A 17,161-nucleotide genomic window follows, 5' to 3' on the forward strand; every position below is an offset into this window, starting at 1 on the left:
GTTAATCTTCAATAGTTTGAATTACTGGTTTACTTGAAATTTTTTCTTGTAACCATTGAAATAAAATAAATAGAATAGGAATAACAAATATTCCTAAAAGAGTCCCAATAAGCATGCCTCCTGCGGCACCAGTGCCAATAGATCTGTTTCCTTCCGCACCAACGCCTTTAGCTAACACCAAAGGCATCAACCCTAAAATAAAGGCGAAGGAGGTCATTAAAATTGGTCGCAACCTAGCTTTAGCTCCATCGATGGCTGCATCCAGTATACTTTCTCCATTAAGCCTTCTTTGTCGAGCAAACTCCACAATAAGAATAGCATTCTTAGCTAACAATCCAATAAGCATGATTAAGGCAATTTGAAAATAAATATTGTTTTCAAGTCCCATCATTTTCGAACTGATATAGGCTCCAAAAACACCGAAAGGAAGGGAAAGCACAACAGCCAAAGGCAAAATGTAACTTTCGTATTGAGCACACAATAAAAAGTAAACGAACAAAATACTTAGTATGAAAATAAAGGTTGTTTGATTACCTGCTTTTACCTCTTCGCGTGTTAAACCAGAATAGGCAACTGTATAATTACTTGGTAATTTTGCGGCTTCTTCCTCAATAACTCTAATAGCATCTCCTGTACTATAACCCGGATTTGTAGCTCCAGTTAAACTTGTAGAATTAAATAAATTAAAACGTGTTACCGATTGCGGGCCATAAACCCTTTTAAGAGTTACAAACTGAGTTATTGGAGTCATCTCGCCTGTATCAGTTCTAACATACATGCTATTCAAAGCATCAACATCAGCCCTGTCTTCTGGTAAGGATTGAATATACACCCGGAATTGTTTTCCAAATCGTGAAAAATCTGATGCATACACACCTCCTATATACCCTTGTAACGTAGAAAATATGCTATTGATTGGAACTCCTTTTTCTTTTGCTAAAGGCACATTCACTTGCATTTCATACTGTGGATATTTGGTATTGAAAGACGATTGAGCATATTTAATTTCTGGATGTTTCATTAAAGCCCCAATAAAATTTTGATTGGCTTTATCAAGATCTGTAAACTTACCTCCAAAACGATCTAATAAATTAACTTCGAAACCTGCCGAGTTACCAAAACCTCTAATACTTGGTGGGGCAAAGAAAATAATATTAGCTTCGGGAATAGATGATGATAAACCAAACAATTTACCAGTTATAGCCTCGGTAGATAATGATGGGTCTTCACGATCTTTCCAGTCTTTAAGTTTTACAAATCCTATAGCGTAATTACTTCCTGATCCACTTATTAAACTTCGCCCTTTAATGAAAGACGCATCTTCAACTCCAGGTAAATTATGTATTTTACTGTACAATTCTTCCGTTACCTTACTAGTTCTATCTAAAGACGCTCCTGCCGGTAATTCTATATTTGTAAAAATAATCCCTCTGTCTTCATTAGGCACAAAACCTGTTGGCATTGTTTTAGATGCCCAAAAAATACCAACAACAACTAGTAGCAATAAGACAATAGGAATCCATTTTTTCTTGTAAAGAAAATGAAGTGAGTTGCTGTATTTTTGAACAGTGGCATCAAATCCACGGTTGAATAACACATAAAAACGTTTAGCAAAACCTTTGTTTTTGTGTTCATCTTCATCATGTGGCTTTAAAAACAACGCACATAAGGCTGGACTTAATGTTAAAGCATTTACTGCCGAAATAAGAATTGCTATAATTAATGTTACACCAAATTGCTTGTAAAACACTCCTGTAGGACCTTCTACAAACGTTACAGGTATAAATACTGCTGCCATTACCAACGTAATTGAGACTATGGCTCCTGCAATTTCATGCATAGCCGTTAAGGTTGCTTTTTTAGCACTTTTCTCCCCTTGATCTATTTTAGCATGCACGGCTTCAACTACAACGATAGCATCATCAACCACAATTCCAATAGCTAAAACTAAAGCAAACAATGTTAGTAAATTGATAGAGTACCCGAACAAATTCAAGAAGAAAAATGTACCAATAATGGATACAGGAACAGCTATAGCCGGAATTAATGTGGAACGCAAATCTTGCAAAAAGATAAATACCACAATAAACACCAATAAGAAAGCCTCTAATAAGGTAGTTACAACTTTATCAATAGAGGCCGATAAAAATAAACTAGTGTCATACGGAATAAAAATATCTAGACCTTTAGGTAAATCCTTTTTAACATTTTCTAATGTTTTTTTAATGTTTTCAATAATGTCTTGGGCATTTGATCCTTTTGTTTGAAAAATACCCATAAATACTGCTGGATGTCCTAAACTTACAGCGCTTGAAGAATATGATTGTGCATCCAATTCAATATCCGCTACATCATTTAAACGCAAAAATTCTCCATTACCAAGTGCTTTTACAATAATATTGGCATATTGTTTTTCTTCTTTAAAACGACCACTATATTTTAAAACATACGAAAAAGCTTCGCCGTTATTTTCTCCTAATGACCCTGCCGCAGCTTCTAAATTTTGTTCTTTTAAAACAGCTGTTATATCTGAAGGGATTAAGTTATACGCAGCCAATTTTTCTGGCTTTAGCCAAATTCGCATGGCATAATCTTGTTGAGAAAATACACCAACATCACCAATACCATTAATACGTTGTAATGCTGGAATAACATTTATTTTTAAATAATTTTGAATAAACGTCGCATCATAATCTTTATTCTTAGAATACATAGACAAGAACATTAAAGCACTTGTCTCCTGCTTTTGTGTGGTAACTCCTGTTTGTTTTACCTCTTGCGGTAATAGTGGATTGGCGCGTGCTACTCTATTTTGAACATTCACAGCAGCCACATCGGCATTTATATTTTGATCAAAATATACGGTAATATCTGCGGTACCATTGTTAGATGCGGTAGAGGTAATATATGTCATTCCTTCCACACCATTAATTTGCTCTTCTATGGGTATAACAACACTCTCTAAAACCGTTTCTGCATTAGCTCCTGGGTAGGAAGCTGTTACCTTAATGGTTGGCGGGGCTATATCGGGATATTGTTCTACAGGTAAACTTGAAATACTTATAAATCCAAGCATAACTATAATGATAGAAATAACTGTAGAGAGTACAGGTCTTTCAATAAATGTCTTTAACATAATTTATAAGTTTCTAGTTTTTAAATAATTTTTTAATCGGTTTGATTATGCTATCAAAAGGAACTTCTTGAGGTGTAATTGGCATATCACTTTTTAACTTTCCTACACCGGTAGTTACAATTTTATCTCCTTCTTTTACACCCGATTCTACAACATATAAATTATCAATAGAAGCTTTAATTTTAATCAAAGAGGTTGTTACCATATTATTTTCTCCTATTTTAAAAACCAGAACATGTCCTTGCTCCTCATAAGTAGCTTCTTGAGGAATCACTATCGCATCTTTATAGATAGTAGGAACTTTAATTTTTCCGCTATTCCCATTAGTTAATAACTGATTTGGATTATTGAAAACTGCTCTAAAACTTACTGTTCCTGTGTTTTGATTTATTTGACCAGAACTTGTTTGAATTTTTCCTTTTTCAGCATAGGTATTTCCATTGGCGAGTATTAAACTAACCTCAGGAAAATTAGCAATCTTTTCTTTTAAGTTTTCTCCTTTAGCACTTTGCAAAAAATCTAAATAATTTGCTTCATTCATACTAAAAAAAGCATACACTTGTTTAATATCACTAACCGTGGTTAAAGGGGTTGCATCGTTTGGACTTATTAGTGAGCCTTGTCTAAAATTAATAGAACCCACATATCCGTCTACAGGACTTTTTACCGTTGCATAATCAATATTAGCCACTATACTACTGTAATTTGCTTTTGCTTGTACCAAATTTGCTTTTGCAGTTTCTAATTGTACAGGACTAATAATATTTTTTTCAACCAAAGGAATTAATTTGTTTACTTCTACTTGCGCTACGTTAATACGCGCTTTGGCCGCATCTGCATCTTGACTTAATGATTGTGTTTCTAATTTAAAAAGTGTTTGTCCTTTTTTAACTTTCTGACCTTCATCAACAAATACTTTTTGAATATATCCTGAAACTTTCGCTCTAACATTACTGTTTATGATGCCTTCAATGTTTGTTGGGTATTCTTGATAACCTGTTATTGTTTTGGGCTTTATTTGTGCAACTGGAAAGGTTGCAGGTGGTCTTTGAGGAGCTTGTTGGTTCTCTTGCTTATTTCCGCAACTTGATAAAAGTACCGCTAAGCATATTGTTAATATTGGTTTTAAGTTGATCTTTTTCATTGTATGGCTAATTTATTTATCTGTAATTTTTGTTCGTAATTCTAAAATAGATTTTGTTGCTTCGTTTAAAAATTGAATATAATTGTCGTGAAACTCTAAATCAAATTTTGATGTTTCATCGGGAATAATTGTGTTTGCTTGTTCTTTATACTGCTTAATTTCAATATGTAATTGCTTTTGATTAGCCCAAGAGTCAATCATTTCATCAATCCCCTGAGTAATCATATCTTGGTTAATTATAAAATACTTTTTTCGATCTCCTGCTTTTGTAAAGTAGATGATTTTCTTTAAATCCTGTAAATGATTTAAATGCGTAGAAATAGTACTTTTGCTAGCACAAAGTTTAGTAACTAAATCTTCAAAAGTAGTTCCTGCTTTTCCTGTTAGTATAATATATGATAAAATACGGGCTTCAACTGGAGCTAGTTGATCCTTTGTTTCTATTAAAACCCCTAGTTTTTCAACTAAAGCATGTTTTTGTTTGCGCAACTCCTCATTCATAACCAAAAAAAATAAGTGCAAATATAATTAAGGTTCGTTTTTTACCGAACCAAACGAAGTTAAATAATTGTTAAATAAAAAAAGCCGATACTTACTATCGGCTAAAATTTATAAACAAGTAGTATTTATAGCGCTCCTTTAAATTGCTCTAAGAAACGTACATCATTTTCACTTAGTAACCGAATATCACTAATTTGGTGAAGAAGCAATGCTATTCTGTCAATTCCCATTCCAAATGCAAAACCTGTATATTCTTTTGAGTCTATTCCACAGTTTTCCAACACGTTAGGATCAACCATTCCGCATCCCATTATTTCTAACCAACCAGTTCCTTTCGTCATTTTATAATCGGTTTCTGTTTCCAATCCCCAATACACGTCTACCTCAGCACTTGGTTCTGTAAATGGAAAATACGATGGTCTTAGCCTAATTTTTGATTTCCCAAACATTTCTTTTGTAAAATACTGAAGTGTTTGTTTAAGGTCGGCAAAACTAACATCTTTATCAATATACAAACCTTCTACCTGATGAAAGAAACAATGCGACCGTGCGGAAATAGCTTCATTTCTGAACACTCTTCCTGGTGATATAGTCCTAATTGGCGGCTTATTATTTTCCATATACCGCACTTGAACTGAACTCGTATGGGTACGCAATAAAATATCTGGATTCGTTTGAATAAAAAACGTGTCTTGCATATCGCGTGCAGGATGATATTCTGGTAAGTTTAACGCTGTAAAATTGTGCCAATCATCTTCAATTTCTGGACCTTCACTCACATTAAAACCAATACGAGAAAAAATATCAATTATTTGATTTTTAACTATTGAAATAGGATGACGTGCTCCAATTTCAATTGGTTCTCCTGGTCTTGATAAATCGCCATAAACACCTTTTACTTCTTCTTTACTTTCAAGCTCTTCTTTTAAAGCAATAACTTTATCTTCGGCTGTTTTTTTTAGGGTATTAATCACTTGACCAAACTCTTTCCTTTGGTCGTTGGCCACATTTTTAAATTCAGCAAAATAGTGTTTTAAGAGTCCTTTTTGCCCTAAAAATTTTATTCTAAAAGCCTCTATCTCTTCTTTGGATTGTGCTTTAAATGCCTCTGCTTCTGCAATAAGTTCTTTTATTTTATCTGTCATGATATACGTCTTGCGCTGATTTAATTTCAGCATCTAAAAGGTGGCAAATTTAATGATTTTTGTGAGAATTGCGTTAGTGATTGAGCAATTGTTGAAGCTCTCCCAATTAAAATTGGGAAGCGACTTGCGAAAGCACGTCTTTATATTTTAAAAAGAAACGCCCAAAAACTAATCAATATATTCGGTTTCTATAAAATAGTTTACAATAGCTTCTTTCATTAACACACTTTGCTCTCCTGCTTTTAAAAATGGCAGTGATTCTTTAGCTTTATAATGTGGCCACCCTTCATCATCAACAAAATCAAGTTCATAATACCCATAAGGCCTTAGTAACTTACAAATGGCAATATGCATTAAATCCAGTTTTTGCTCCTTTTTAAACGTTCGGTCTAATTGACCTAGTTCTTGAACACCTATTAAATATATAATAGCATCTAGATCTAGAGTATCTCCATCTGCAAATTGATTGGATAATTTTTCTGTTACCAATTCCCATCGTTGTTTTAATTGTTCGTCTCTTGCCATTTTTAGCTTACTAAATTGTAAAATTTAAAAGTTGTAAAGTTACAAAGTAGTTTGGTATCAAAGTTTTATATTTGTTATAAATCTAATTATTATGAGTGTTTTAGATATTGCTCTGTTGGTTCTGTTAATTTTAGGATTGGTACGCGGTTTTTCGCGTGGCTTTTTTGTTGAAGTTGCTTCTTTGATTGCTTTAATTGCAGGCGTCTATGGAGCATTTCATTTTAGTAATTTTGCGGCCTCGTTTTTAAAAGACCGTGTAGATTGCAATGAAAACACTGTTAATATCGCAGCTTTTGCCATTACGTTTATCATTATTGTATTGGTTATCTCTTTAGCAGGAAAAGCCTTAACAAAAATAGCCGATTTTGCAATGCTAGGCCTATTAAATAAGCTACTTGGCGCTCTTTTTGGCGGTTTGAAAGTCGCCTTGATACTTAGTGTAATTTTAATTGTGTTGGAAAAATTACATGCTAACATTTTATTTGTTAAAGAAGCTGATCAAGAAAGTTCTGTACTTTACAATCCTGTAAAATCTTTAATTCCTACCATATTTCCTAATGTTATTGTAAATGGAAAACCGATAGGAGATGATATTATTGAAGAAGAAGATACTTCAAGTAATATATAGACTTTGTTGAGAAGTTAATCTAGATGATAAATCTCCATAATATCTTTTAAATATCTTTCAAAATCTATTTTTAAATCGATGAGTTTTCCTGTATGCACATCAAACACCCAACCGTGAACTTGTAACCCTCTATCTCTATATGCTTTTTGAACAGCTGCTGTTTTAATCAAGTTAACACATTGCTCTTTAACATTAAGCTCAACAAGACGGTCGTATTTTTCCTCTTCGTTTTCAATATGATTTAATTCATTTTTATGAATTCTGTACACGTCACGAATATTACGCAACCAAGGGTTTAAAATACCTAAATCTGCCGATTGCATAGCGGCTTTTACCCCACCACATTCATAATGTCCGCAAACAATTATATGATTTACTTTAAGGTTATTGACGGCGTAATTTACAACCGACATCACATTTAGATCAATGCTTATCACCATGTTTGCAATATTACGATGCACAAATACATCTCCAGGACCGAGTCCCATAAGTTCTTCTGAGGTAACTCTACTGTCTGAGCATCCAATAAATAAAAGTTCTGGATTTTGGCCTTTGCCTAATTCTTCAAAATACTTAGGATTATTAGAGAGCTTATCTTTAATCCATTTTTTATTGTTTTCAAATACTTTACCTAAATCCATACAACTAAATTTATTTTAGATAAAGATACTTGAAAAAAATTAAAGTTCTTTGATATCTTCGTTCTCAATCCATCCTATTTTACCATCAGCTAATTTTATTTTTTTCCAATTGCTTATGGTATCTAGAATTTTAACTTTAGTACCTTCGTGAAGTCTAAATACTTCATCACTTCTTTTGTTAGGCTCATTCTTTACAGTTGATTCTTGTGCAAAAACAATAGCTTCATTATCATTTTTATAAACATTATATTTATGAAATGCTATAATTACTGAAATTGCAGCTGAAAATAAAAATAGGTTACTGGTAACAAATGCTAAGCGTTTTTTAAACGTAGAATACGTGAAATAATATACCAAAAATAATAACACAAATAAAATTACAGATGCCACAGCAACTTTTGCCCAATTATCAAAACTCATAATATTAGTGATGTTTTTTACAAGCTTAGAAAAACCTGCATCAGGAACAGTATCAATGGCGTCAATTGTCATGTTTTTAGCAAATGCTAAGTTATTTTTAATGTCTTTGTCATCTGGCGCCAACTGCAATGCTTTTTCGTAATAATAAATACTCGGTGCAATATTATTTAATTTGTAATGTGCATTCGCTAAATTAAAATAGAGTGCTTCTGAATGCTTTTTGGTGGCAAGAATTGCTTTATACTTATCAATAGCTTCCGCATATTTTCCTTGATTATAAAGCTTGTTGCCTTGTTCAAACAATGATTGATTTTGAGCATAAAAGCTAGTGCTAAACAAAACTATGATGATGTATACAATATTTCTCATATTAACTTGCTTGTTTATCAATTAAAGAAATAGTTTTAGCAGCTTTATCGTAATCCTCTTTCATGGTTACAGCTGTAATTGGCGTATAACGAGCTAAGTCACAGTTTTCCATAATACTACTAAAATCATTTATAGTATCAGCTTCAACGCCTCTTTCAGAGAGTAACGTTTTAATTTTGTCTTTACTTAAATCACTAGTCTCTATATGTAACTTGGCTTTTAAATAATTATGTAAGGCCTTCTCCATGGCAATGTAAAACGCTTCTTTTTTACCAAGTGCTTTTTTTGCATTACTTAAATATTTTCTTGCCAATTTATCGGCTGTTCGTATTCTATTTCCAAAAACATCGGCATCACGTTCTACTTTTTTCTTCCTTATAACTATAGCTAGAGGAATCATTAAAAACGGTAGCAATAACGAACCCCAAAACAACTTCGTTTTAAAAAAGTAAGTTGGCTTTATTGAAGTGAAATTTGTTTTAGTTTTTATAAAAGCAAATTGATCTTTACTCAGTACAACAGGTTGTTTTACATTGTTTGACGTAACAGCATTGCTACTTGAATTATTTAGTGGACCATCTAACACATCTATAACAAACTCATTAGATGATAACCGCTTATACGTTTCGGTTTTTAAATCAAAATATGAAAATGAAATACTTGGCGTTGGATACTTTCCTTTATTTTGAGGAACTACCGTATAGGTATCTGAAATAGTTCCTTGCATGCCGTCTAAGTTTGTTGTAATATCTTCATTATGTTCAGGCTCATAAACTTCCAAAGAACTTGGTAATGATATTTTAGGAAGCTTGATAAGTTTTAAATTTCCTTTGCCCTTAACTTCAACTTTTGCTTGAAATGATTCTGACGCTTTCAGTTCTGTTTTAGACATGGAAACATTAAAAGTAAAATCCCCAACCGCACCTGAAAAATCAGCAGGTTTTCCAGCTTCAGGAAGAGGCTTTACATTAATTGTTTTTTTGCCTGCAGAAACGGTTCTATGTGCCTGTGTGGTTAAGCGTCTTCCAAAAATATCACGCCTATTTGTAGGTACTTGAACGATGATATCTAAACTTAAAGGTTCAATCTCTAATTTTCCTGATTTTTGAGGGTATAAGACTGTTTTTCTCAGAACTAAATAACGATATTCTTCTCCGTTATATGTGCCTGTTTGCACTTTCTGCCCCTGCATATCGATATTCTGACTCCAAAAATCATTATATCTTGGACTATCAATTTCTTGCCAATTATCAACCCCTGTGTTTGGTGCCACATATAGCTTATAAACAACTGTTATAGCTTCATTTAAATAGGGGTTCGTTTTTGAAATTTCTGCAACTAAATGTATGTTTTCAGATGCTATATAATTGGGGTCATTAGGGTCTTTGGGAACTTGTACTGCCGAGGTTACTTCAACTTTTACAGGTATCGTTTTATAGGTTTCACCATCAATATTAATAGTTGCTTGATCGATAGTAAAATTTCCTTGCCTTTTAGGAGATAAGAAATAACTATAGGTTTTAGTGAATGACCTAACTCCATTAATCCAAGAATTACTAACAGATTGGTTAGGACCACCAACTACCGTAAAATTGTTAAAATCTGGCGGATTAAAATGGTCGCCATCTTTGTTCATTTCAAAATCAACACGTAACCGCTCATTAATACCCAATTTATTCTTACTTACCTTTGCTTCAAATTTTACCTGAGCATAAGTTGCACAAGACAAGAAGAGCGCTATAAAAGTTATTAATATGTGTTTATATTGTTTCATCATTTAAATTAATAGATATCGTACCAACCATTAATTATTACCAATCTTTTTCTGTTTTTATTTGAACTCCTTTTTGTTTTTCGGCATTCATTTTTTCCTGAACTTTTTGTTCTTGATTATTCATGGCCTCCAATAAACTTTTAATTTGTTGTTGAGATAATTGTCCTGGTTGGGGTTTTGGTTGTTGGTTTTCTTTTTTCTCTTTATCTCCTTTTCCTTGGTCTTGCTTATCATCTTTAGGCTTTCCTTGATCGTCTTTTTTATCGTCTCCATCCTTTTTGTCTTGATCGCCTTTATCTTTTTTATCGTCCTTTTTATCTTTATTTTGGTCTTTGTTATCCTTATTATCTTTATTATCCTTATTGTCTTTATTCTGGTCCTTGTTATCCTTATTATCCTTATTATCCTTGTTGTCTTTGTTATCTTTATTTTGGTCTTGCTTATCTTTTTGTTGTTCTGCACATTCTTTTGCTAACCCTAAATTATAACGTGTTTCTTCATCGGTTGGATCATTTCTTAAGGCATTTTTGTAAGCTTCAACAGCTTCTTTACATTTTTTGCCTTTCATTAAAATATTGCCAATATTATGAAATGCTTTGTGTTTTTCATCTTTGGACGTTGCGTTTTCTACAACTTGTTGCTGGCGATACAAGGCTTCTTCAAAATCACCTTTTTTATAATATGAATTTGCTAAATTATAGGCACCAACTACGCTTGATGGATGTTCTGAAATAGCCTTTCTATAATCCATTTCTGCAGAAACAAAATCATCGTTATTAACTGATTCATTGCCTTGGTACACATATTCATTCGCCTTTTTTAAGGCTTTTAAATCCTGCTTTTCTTTTTCCTGCGCAAATGAAAAAGTAAAAAATAAAAATGTTATGATTATTAATCCGTATTTCATTTTTTTTGCTCTCTTTTTTTTGATTTAAACCCTTATAACCTTCATATTCTAAACAAAAATGAATTTAAAGGTATTAAACTCATGTCCTACTATGCGTTAAAGGTTTTATAAATTCTCATTAAATAAATTTAATTTTTTAAGCCATTCTGTTTTACGTTCTAACAAGAAAATATCTATAAATAAAAAGAATATGGCAAAGCCCAAAAACCATTGAAACTGATCTTTAAAATCAGCATATTTTTTAGCTTCAAATTCTGTTTTATCCATTTTGTTTAAAACGTCTTTAATCTTTTCTACAACCTCGTTGGTGTTTCTTCCGTTTATATACATACCATTGGCATTAGCAGCAATATCTTTGAGAATTTGCTCATTTAAACGCGTAATAACCGTTTCTCCTTTACTGTCTTTTTTATAACTTACCACAACACCATTTCGTTTTTCTGGAATAGGACCTCCTTTTGCATCTCCCACACCAATAGTAAAAATACGGATACCCTCTTCGCTTGCTTGTTTAGCTACCTCTGCAGCTTCCTCGCCATGATCTTCCCCATCAGAAATAATGATTAGTACCCGGTTGGTTTGTTCGGCATCGTCATAATATGTTTTTGCTAAATTTATGGCTTCATCGATAGCGGTTCCTTGTGATGATAACATATCTGTGTTCATGCCCTGTAAGAACATTTTTGCCGCAGCATAATCTGTTGTTATTGGTAATTGTGGAAATGCTTTTCCGGCGTAAGCAATAATACCAACGCGGTCACTTGCTAAATTGTTTATAATTTGAGTTACTAATTGTTTAGCTTTTTCCAATCTGTTTGGAGCAATATCTTCAGCCAACATACTTTTAGATACATCAATCGCAAATACAATATCGACCCCTTCGCGTTTTACTGTTTCTAACTTAGTTCCTATTTTTGGATTTACTAAAGCTATAGCAATACAAGCAAACGCTAAACTTAAAACAATTACTTTTAGTATAGATTTAAACAGGGAATTGTTTGGGCTTAACCTTTTAAGCAATTGCTTATTGGCAAACTTTTTTTGTGCTTTATGTTTCCAAACTTGTAAAATTAGAAAGCATAGAATTATTATAGGAATAACACCTAAAACCCAAAACCATATTTTTTCTTCTAATTGATACATGTATTGTTTATTTGTTTTTCATGGATTTGTTTATTTGCTTTTTGCCACGAATTCTTTTTATAACTGTTTACTTTTATTTTATTTATGCCATTTTTTAAACAAAACTCCTAAATATTGTGGTTCGTAATAAAAATTCAATAAGCAATAATAGGCCTGCTAAAAGTGCTAAAGGGCGAAACTTTTCTTGGTAATTGTAATACTTGAACTCATCGATATCTGTTTTTTCAAGTTTATTGATTTCACCATAAATCTCTTCTAGCTTTTTGTTGTCTGTTGCTCTAAAATATTTTCCTCCAGTAACATCAGCAATCTCTTTAAGCAACGCTTCATCAATTTCTACCTGCACACGCCCATATTGAAACTCTCCTGTTCGTTGATCTATAGCAATAGGAGACAGTGCTGTTCCATTTGTTCCTATACCAATAGTGTACACTTTTATACCGTATTCAACAGCTAATTCACTAGCTATTTTTGGATCTATAAATCCCGAATTATTAACACCATCAGTCAATAAAATAATAACTTTACTCTTTGCTTTACTGTCCTTTAACCTATTTACTGCGGTGGCCAATCCTGTGCCAATAGCAGTACCACCTTCTATAATAGTGTTGTACTTAATATCATGTAACGATCTTAATATAACAGCCTTATCACTTGTTATTGGTGTTCTTGTATAGCTTTCACCAGCATATTCAACCAATCCAATTCTGTCATTTGGTCGGCCTTTAATAAATTCTGCAGCCACTTTTTTAAGAGCTTCTAGTCTATTAGGCGATAAATCTTTTGCCAGCATACTTGCAGATACATCAATAGCCATAACAATATCTATACCTCGTGTTGTTTTTGTTTTTGTTGAAACATCAACAGATTGTGGTCTTGCTATCGCCGTAATTAATAATACCAAGGCAAGAAGCCTTAGTACAAACAACAAATGCCTTACTTTTGGCAACCAAGAATTAGTCGTTTTAAACCCTTTTATACTTGATATTTTAAGTTCTGCTGTTTGCTTTTTGTATTTAAATATATACCACACTATTGCTATTGGAAGCAATAATAACAACCAGAATAATTCTTTGTTTACAAAGTTTATACCTTCAAACATTATTCTTTAGGTTTTATAAGTTCTACTGAATTTAATATGCGATCAACCATTTTTTCTGCATAAACATCTTGATCTTTCCATGTTATCATCACTTCTTGAATAACATTATTTGAATTAAATGCTAAAATGACATAATTGCCTTTATGCAACGTATCAGGTTTTCCAGTTGGAAAATCAGCTTGTCCATAAGTTTTCAATCCTTCTGCACCGTTTGGTGTTTCAAACGGCTCATTTTTAACAACTATATTTTGAACACCTTTACTTTCTAAAGTTTTAAGATTGCCTTCAACAACCTTCTTTAAATCTAATTTATTGTCTCCTTGAGTATTAACTTTTGATGTAGCAACAACAATATTAAATTCCCCAATTAAACTTCCATAACCAAACATCGTTACTTGAGCTTGCTTAGCAACTTCTTTGGATAATTCTGGAGACATTCGTTTTAACACTTTTGGTGTTGAAATAGTAATTGGAGGTACTCCATAATCACTAGTTACCCAATCACTTTCAAGGAGTTCTAAACTAGAATGACCTAAAATGGTATCTTTAACATAATTAAAACCATATTTTATAGAAAAGCCTGCTAATATTGTAAACAGAAAGCAAATACCAACTACAACCGTTATAATTACTTTTTTTCGTTTTTTCTTTCTTTCTAACTCTTCTTTATATTGCTCATCCAAAAGTTTTTCTTCTTCTGTTGGTTCAGGCAGCACCTCTTTAACATGATCTATTTCTAAATCAATAGTTTGCCTGTCTATTTCAGCTAAATCTGTATCTACTGAATATTTTGCAAATTTTACTAAATCGGCACGTTTTAAAATACCTTCAATATTTTTAATCGTGTCTTTACTTAAATCTATTTGATTACCTTCCTTTAATAATCTCAATCTATTTATCAGCTCATCTGTAGTGCTTTCCATAGAATGGTCGTACACTTTTTCGTCTAAATACTTTCTTATGATAAGGGTTAGCTCTGAATAGTATTCTTTATACTCAGATTGCTTTAAATAAGTACTTTCTTCAAGTTGTTTTAACGCTAATTTAGCTCTGTCATATGGCGGAAGTAAGGCTATTTTCTCTTCTTCGGTAAGCGGTTTTTTTCGCCATAAAAACCAATATAACAAGCCTGAAACAATGGCCAACGCTAATAAAACATATAAGACATTTTTCCACCATTGACTGGCTGGTTTCTTAACCTCAATAATTGGTTTAATATCGTAAAGTCCTTGTTTTGTAGAATCGACTAAAATATTCCTAACTTCAACTTTTAAAGAATCTGTAAAAAAAGTTTTGTTACCTACAATAATTTTTTGCCTAGGAATAGTATAGGCTCCCGAGTCAAATTGTGTTAATCCATATCTTTTTACAAGGTTATAGGCGTCATTTTGTTTTAAAGTATCTGTTTTATAAGATTCAATCATTTCCAACGGCGTAAACGTTTGTCCTTCAGGAAAGACAACCAAACTTGTTGTATCTGTTTTTACTTGAATTTTATAGGTTATTTGTTCGCCAATTTTTATAGATGTTGAATCTATAGATGCGCTAACTTGAGCCGACGAGAACCAAGATGTTAGAACCAAGAACAAAGACAGAAATAACCTGAACCCAAAACGATTTGAGTGCAAGTTCTTCGTTCTTGATTCTTTTATGTTGAATTTATAATTCTTCATTCTAAATATTAAATTGTTTAAGCTCGTGCTTTAAAATATCCTAGTAATTTTTTCACATAGCTTTCATCGACTCTGCAATGAATAGTTCCTGCCCCAGATTTAGAAAAGCTTTCTTTGTAATAATTGACTTTATTTTGGTAGTATTTACCATAATCAAGTCTTACTTTTTTTGATGATGTATTAACCAGCATCAACTCGCCAGTTTCACCGTCTTGCATTTGTACCACACCTAAATTTGGCATCTCTTCTTCTCGCTTATCATATACTCGTATTCCAGTCATATCGTGTCTTTTGGCTGCGATTTTCATAGTGTGCAAATAATCATCAGTCATAAAATCGGATAACACAAAAACAATCGCTTTTTTCTTCATGACACTTGATAGAAACTTTAATGCTTCAGCAAAATCTGTTTTTTTGCTTTGTGGTTTAAATTCAATCAATTCACGGATGATTCTAAGTACGTGCGACCGTCCCTTTTTAGGAGGAATATAAAGTTCAATAGTATCAGAAAACAAAATCAACCCTATTTTATCATTATTTTGAGTAGCAGAAAATGCTAAGGTTGCAGCGATTTCTGTAACAACTTCATTTTTAAATTGCTCTTCTGTTCCAAAGAATTCAGATCCAGAAATGTCTACCATCAACATCATTGTTAATTCACGCTCTTCTTCAAAAACCTTTATAAAAGGCTCGTTGTAGCGTGCCGTAACGTTCCAATCAATGTTTCTTACATCATCACCAAATTGATACTGACGCACTTCGCTAAATGTCATACCACGACCTTTAAAGGTAGAGTGATATTCACCTCCAAAAATATGATCAGACAAGCGTCGTGTCTTAATCTCAATTTTTCTTACTTTTTTTAGTAATTCTTTAGTGTCCATTTCTTTAGTAAACAGTTTACAGTCTTAGTTAGCAGTAAATTATATCAGTTTTAATAAGCAAGAAAAACTTGCTTACGTTTACTGAATACTGTGAACTAGATTAAGGTACTTCTATCTCGTTTACTATTTTGTTGATGATGTCAACAGAAGTTATATTTTCAGCCTCAGCTTCATAAGTTAAGCCTATTCTATGTCTTAACACATCATAAACGACAGCTCTAACATCTTCAGGAATAACATACCCTCTTCTTTTAATAAAAGCATAACATTTGGCAGCAGTTGCTAAATTAATGCTTCCACGAGGAGATGCCCCAAATGAAATAAGCGGTTTTAAATCAGGTAGTTTATATTTTTCTGGATATCGTGTAGCAAATACAATATCAAGAATATACTTTTCAATTTTCTCATCCATGTAAACCTCACGAATAGCTTTTTGTGCCTTCAGTATCGTGTCAATTGAAACTACTGCATTTACATTTTCATAACTTCCCTTTAAGTTAGCACGAACAATAAGTTGTTCTTCTTCAAGTTTTGGGTAGTCAATAACTGTTTTTAGCATAAATCTATCCACCTGCGCTTCTGGTAATGGGTAGGTTCCTTCTTGCTCCACAGGGTTTTGAGTTGCCATAACTAAGAAAGGCTTATCAAGCGTAAAGGTTTCGTCTCCAATAGTAACTTGTTTTTCCTGCATAGCCTCAAGTAAGGCTGATTGTACTTTAGCAGGCGCTCTGTTAATCTCATCTGCCAACACGAAATTTGCAAAAATAGGCCCCTTTTTAATAGAGAAATCATTTACCTTCATATTATAGATTAAGGTTCCTGTAACATCTGCAGGTAATAAATCTGGTGTAAACTGAATTCTGCTAAACGATCCATCAATTGCCTTAGCTAAAGTGTTAATTGCTAGCGTTTTTGCAAGTCCCGGAACTCCTTCTAATAATATATGTCCTTGACCCAATAAACCTATTAACAAGCGCTCTACCATATGCTTTTGACCCACAATAACTTTGTTCATTTCAAGCATTAATAAATCAATAAAAGCACTTTCCTTTTCTATCTTTTCGTTAATAGTCTTAATATCAATTGTACCTGTTTCTTCCATCATTTTTTAATTTTTTTAAAAACCGAATATACTACCCTTATTTGAGCAGTGCAAATTGTTAAAATTT

15 protein-coding genes are annotated in these 17,161 nt (G+C 32.7%); 1 reads left to right on the plus strand and 14 read right to left on the minus strand.

Annotated elements, in window-relative coordinates:
* Position 1 precedes the first annotated feature (1 nt).
* The 5 genes from G5V56_RS00220 to G5V56_RS00240 all read right to left on the minus strand — a co-directional run bounded on the left by G5V56_RS00220 (position 2) and on the right by G5V56_RS00240 (position 6,451).
* Positions 2 to 3,136 (minus strand): efflux RND transporter permease subunit, encoded by a 3,135-nt coding sequence (locus tag G5V56_RS00220; RefSeq protein WP_166959479.1) that lies wholly within the window; start codon positions 3,134 to 3,136, stop codon positions 2 to 4.
* Between the two features lie 13 nt (positions 3,137 to 3,149).
* Positions 3,150 to 4,280: an efflux RND transporter periplasmic adaptor subunit gene (locus G5V56_RS00225; RefSeq protein ID WP_166959483.1), complete on the minus strand. Its 1,131-nt coding sequence runs from the start codon at positions 4,278 to 4,280 to the stop codon at positions 3,150 to 3,152.
* A gap of 12 nt (positions 4,281 to 4,292) precedes the next feature.
* A complete protein-coding gene (locus G5V56_RS00230; RefSeq protein WP_166959486.1) occupies positions 4,293 to 4,781 on the minus strand; it encodes a GbsR/MarR family transcriptional regulator in 489 nt (162 codons plus the stop codon).
* A 125-nt stretch (positions 4,782 to 4,906) separates the two neighbouring features.
* Entirely contained in the window at positions 4,907 to 5,926 is a 1,020-nt protein-coding gene (pheS, locus tag G5V56_RS00235) for a phenylalanine--tRNA ligase subunit alpha (RefSeq protein WP_166959489.1), read from the minus strand.
* Between the two features lie 168 nt (positions 5,927 to 6,094).
* Complete coding sequence (locus G5V56_RS00240) at positions 6,095 to 6,451, minus strand: hypothetical protein (RefSeq protein ID WP_166959492.1); 357 nt, start codon at positions 6,449 to 6,451, stop codon at positions 6,095 to 6,097.
* 91 nt (positions 6,452 to 6,542) lie between these two features.
* Between G5V56_RS00240 and G5V56_RS00245 the strand changes: the two genes are divergently transcribed.
* A complete protein-coding gene (locus G5V56_RS00245) occupies positions 6,543 to 7,079 on the plus strand; it encodes a CvpA family protein (RefSeq protein ID WP_166959495.1) in 537 nt (178 codons plus the stop codon).
* 14 nt (positions 7,080 to 7,093) lie between these two features.
* Here the strand turns inward: G5V56_RS00245 and G5V56_RS00250 are convergent, their stop codons facing one another.
* The 9 genes from G5V56_RS00250 to G5V56_RS00290 all read right to left on the minus strand — a co-directional run bounded on the left by G5V56_RS00250 (position 7,094) and on the right by G5V56_RS00290 (position 17,094).
* Complete coding sequence (locus tag G5V56_RS00250; protein WP_166959498.1) at positions 7,094 to 7,720, minus strand: carbonic anhydrase; 627 nt, start codon at positions 7,718 to 7,720, stop codon at positions 7,094 to 7,096.
* Positions 7,721 to 7,759: 39 nt separating this feature from the next.
* The gene (locus G5V56_RS00255) at positions 7,760 to 8,509 is read right to left on the minus strand and encodes an SH3 domain-containing protein (protein WP_166959501.1); all 750 of its coding nucleotides are present in this window, start codon (positions 8,507 to 8,509) and stop codon (positions 7,760 to 7,762) included.
* A gap of 1 nt (position 8,510) precedes the next feature.
* Entirely contained in the window at positions 8,511 to 10,283 is a 1,773-nt protein-coding gene (locus G5V56_RS00260) for a BatD family protein (RefSeq protein ID WP_166959504.1), read from the minus strand.
* Positions 10,284 to 10,320: 37 nt separating this feature from the next.
* Positions 10,321 to 11,190 carry a tetratricopeptide repeat protein gene (locus G5V56_RS00265; protein WP_166959507.1) on the minus strand — a complete coding sequence of 290 codons (870 nt, stop codon included), beginning with the start codon at positions 11,188 to 11,190 and terminating at the stop codon, positions 10,321 to 10,323.
* A gap of 105 nt (positions 11,191 to 11,295) precedes the next feature.
* Complete coding sequence (locus tag G5V56_RS00270; RefSeq protein ID WP_166959510.1) at positions 11,296 to 12,333, minus strand: vWA domain-containing protein; 1,038 nt, start codon at positions 12,331 to 12,333, stop codon at positions 11,296 to 11,298.
* 94 nt (positions 12,334 to 12,427) lie between these two features.
* Complete coding sequence (locus tag G5V56_RS00275; protein ID WP_166959514.1) at positions 12,428 to 13,435, minus strand: vWA domain-containing protein; 1,008 nt, start codon at positions 13,433 to 13,435, stop codon at positions 12,428 to 12,430.
* Complete coding sequence (locus tag G5V56_RS00280; protein WP_240911185.1) at positions 13,435 to 15,108, minus strand: BatD family protein; 1,674 nt, start codon at positions 15,106 to 15,108, stop codon at positions 13,435 to 13,437. Before G5V56_RS00280 ends, G5V56_RS00275 begins: the two co-directional genes overlap by 1 nt.
* A gap of 17 nt (positions 15,109 to 15,125) precedes the next feature.
* Complete coding sequence (locus G5V56_RS00285; protein ID WP_166959517.1) at positions 15,126 to 15,992, minus strand: DUF58 domain-containing protein; 867 nt, start codon at positions 15,990 to 15,992, stop codon at positions 15,126 to 15,128.
* 100 nt (positions 15,993 to 16,092) lie between these two features.
* Positions 16,093 to 17,094, minus strand: a complete 1,002-nt coding sequence (locus G5V56_RS00290; protein ID WP_166961072.1) for an AAA family ATPase — start codon at positions 17,092 to 17,094, stop codon at positions 16,093 to 16,095.
* Between the last annotated feature and the right edge of the window lie 67 nt (positions 17,095 to 17,161).

This window comes from Yeosuana marina (assembly GCF_011762485.1).
GTDB classification, from domain to species: domain Bacteria; phylum Bacteroidota; class Bacteroidia; order Flavobacteriales; family Flavobacteriaceae; genus Yeosuana; species Yeosuana marina.

Excerpts from the sequence above, each read along its gene's own strand:
- G5V56_RS00220 (WP_166959479.1), bottom strand. The coding sequence starts at position 3,136 with ATGTTAAAGACATTTATTGAAAGACCTGTACTCTCTACAGTTATTTCT.
- G5V56_RS00225 (WP_166959483.1), bottom strand. The coding sequence starts at position 4,280 with ATGAAAAAGATCAACTTAAAACCAATATTAACAATATGCTTAGCGGTA.
- G5V56_RS00230 (WP_166959486.1), bottom strand. The coding sequence starts at position 4,781 with ATGAATGAGGAGTTGCGCAAACAAAAACATGCTTTAGTTGAAAAACTA.
- pheS (WP_166959489.1), bottom strand. The coding sequence starts at position 5,926 with ATGACAGATAAAATAAAAGAACTTATTGCAGAAGCAGAGGCATTTAAA.
- G5V56_RS00240 (WP_166959492.1), bottom strand. The coding sequence starts at position 6,451 with ATGGCAAGAGACGAACAATTAAAACAACGATGGGAATTGGTAACAGAA.
- G5V56_RS00245 (WP_166959495.1), top strand. The coding sequence starts at position 6,543 with ATGAGTGTTTTAGATATTGCTCTGTTGGTTCTGTTAATTTTAGGATTG.
- G5V56_RS00250 (WP_166959498.1), bottom strand. The coding sequence starts at position 7,720 with ATGGATTTAGGTAAAGTATTTGAAAACAATAAAAAATGGATTAAAGAT.
- G5V56_RS00255 (WP_166959501.1), bottom strand. The coding sequence starts at position 8,509 with ATGAGAAATATTGTATACATCATCATAGTTTTGTTTAGCACTAGCTTT.
- G5V56_RS00260 (WP_166959504.1), bottom strand. The coding sequence starts at position 10,283 with ATGAAACAATATAAACACATATTAATAACTTTTATAGCGCTCTTCTTG.
- G5V56_RS00265 (WP_166959507.1), bottom strand. The coding sequence starts at position 11,190 with ATGAAATACGGATTAATAATCATAACATTTTTATTTTTTACTTTTTCA.
- G5V56_RS00270 (WP_166959510.1), bottom strand. The coding sequence starts at position 12,333 with ATGTATCAATTAGAAGAAAAAATATGGTTTTGGGTTTTAGGTGTTATT.
- G5V56_RS00275 (WP_166959514.1), bottom strand. The coding sequence starts at position 13,435 with ATGTTTGAAGGTATAAACTTTGTAAACAAAGAATTATTCTGGTTGTTA.
- G5V56_RS00280 (WP_240911185.1), bottom strand. The coding sequence starts at position 15,108 with ATGAAGAATTATAAATTCAACATAAAAGAATCAAGAACGAAGAACTTG.
- G5V56_RS00285 (WP_166959517.1), bottom strand. The coding sequence starts at position 15,992 with ATGGACACTAAAGAATTACTAAAAAAAGTAAGAAAAATTGAGATTAAG.
- G5V56_RS00290 (WP_166961072.1), bottom strand. The coding sequence starts at position 17,094 with ATGGAAGAAACAGGTACAATTGATATTAAGACTATTAACGAAAAGATA.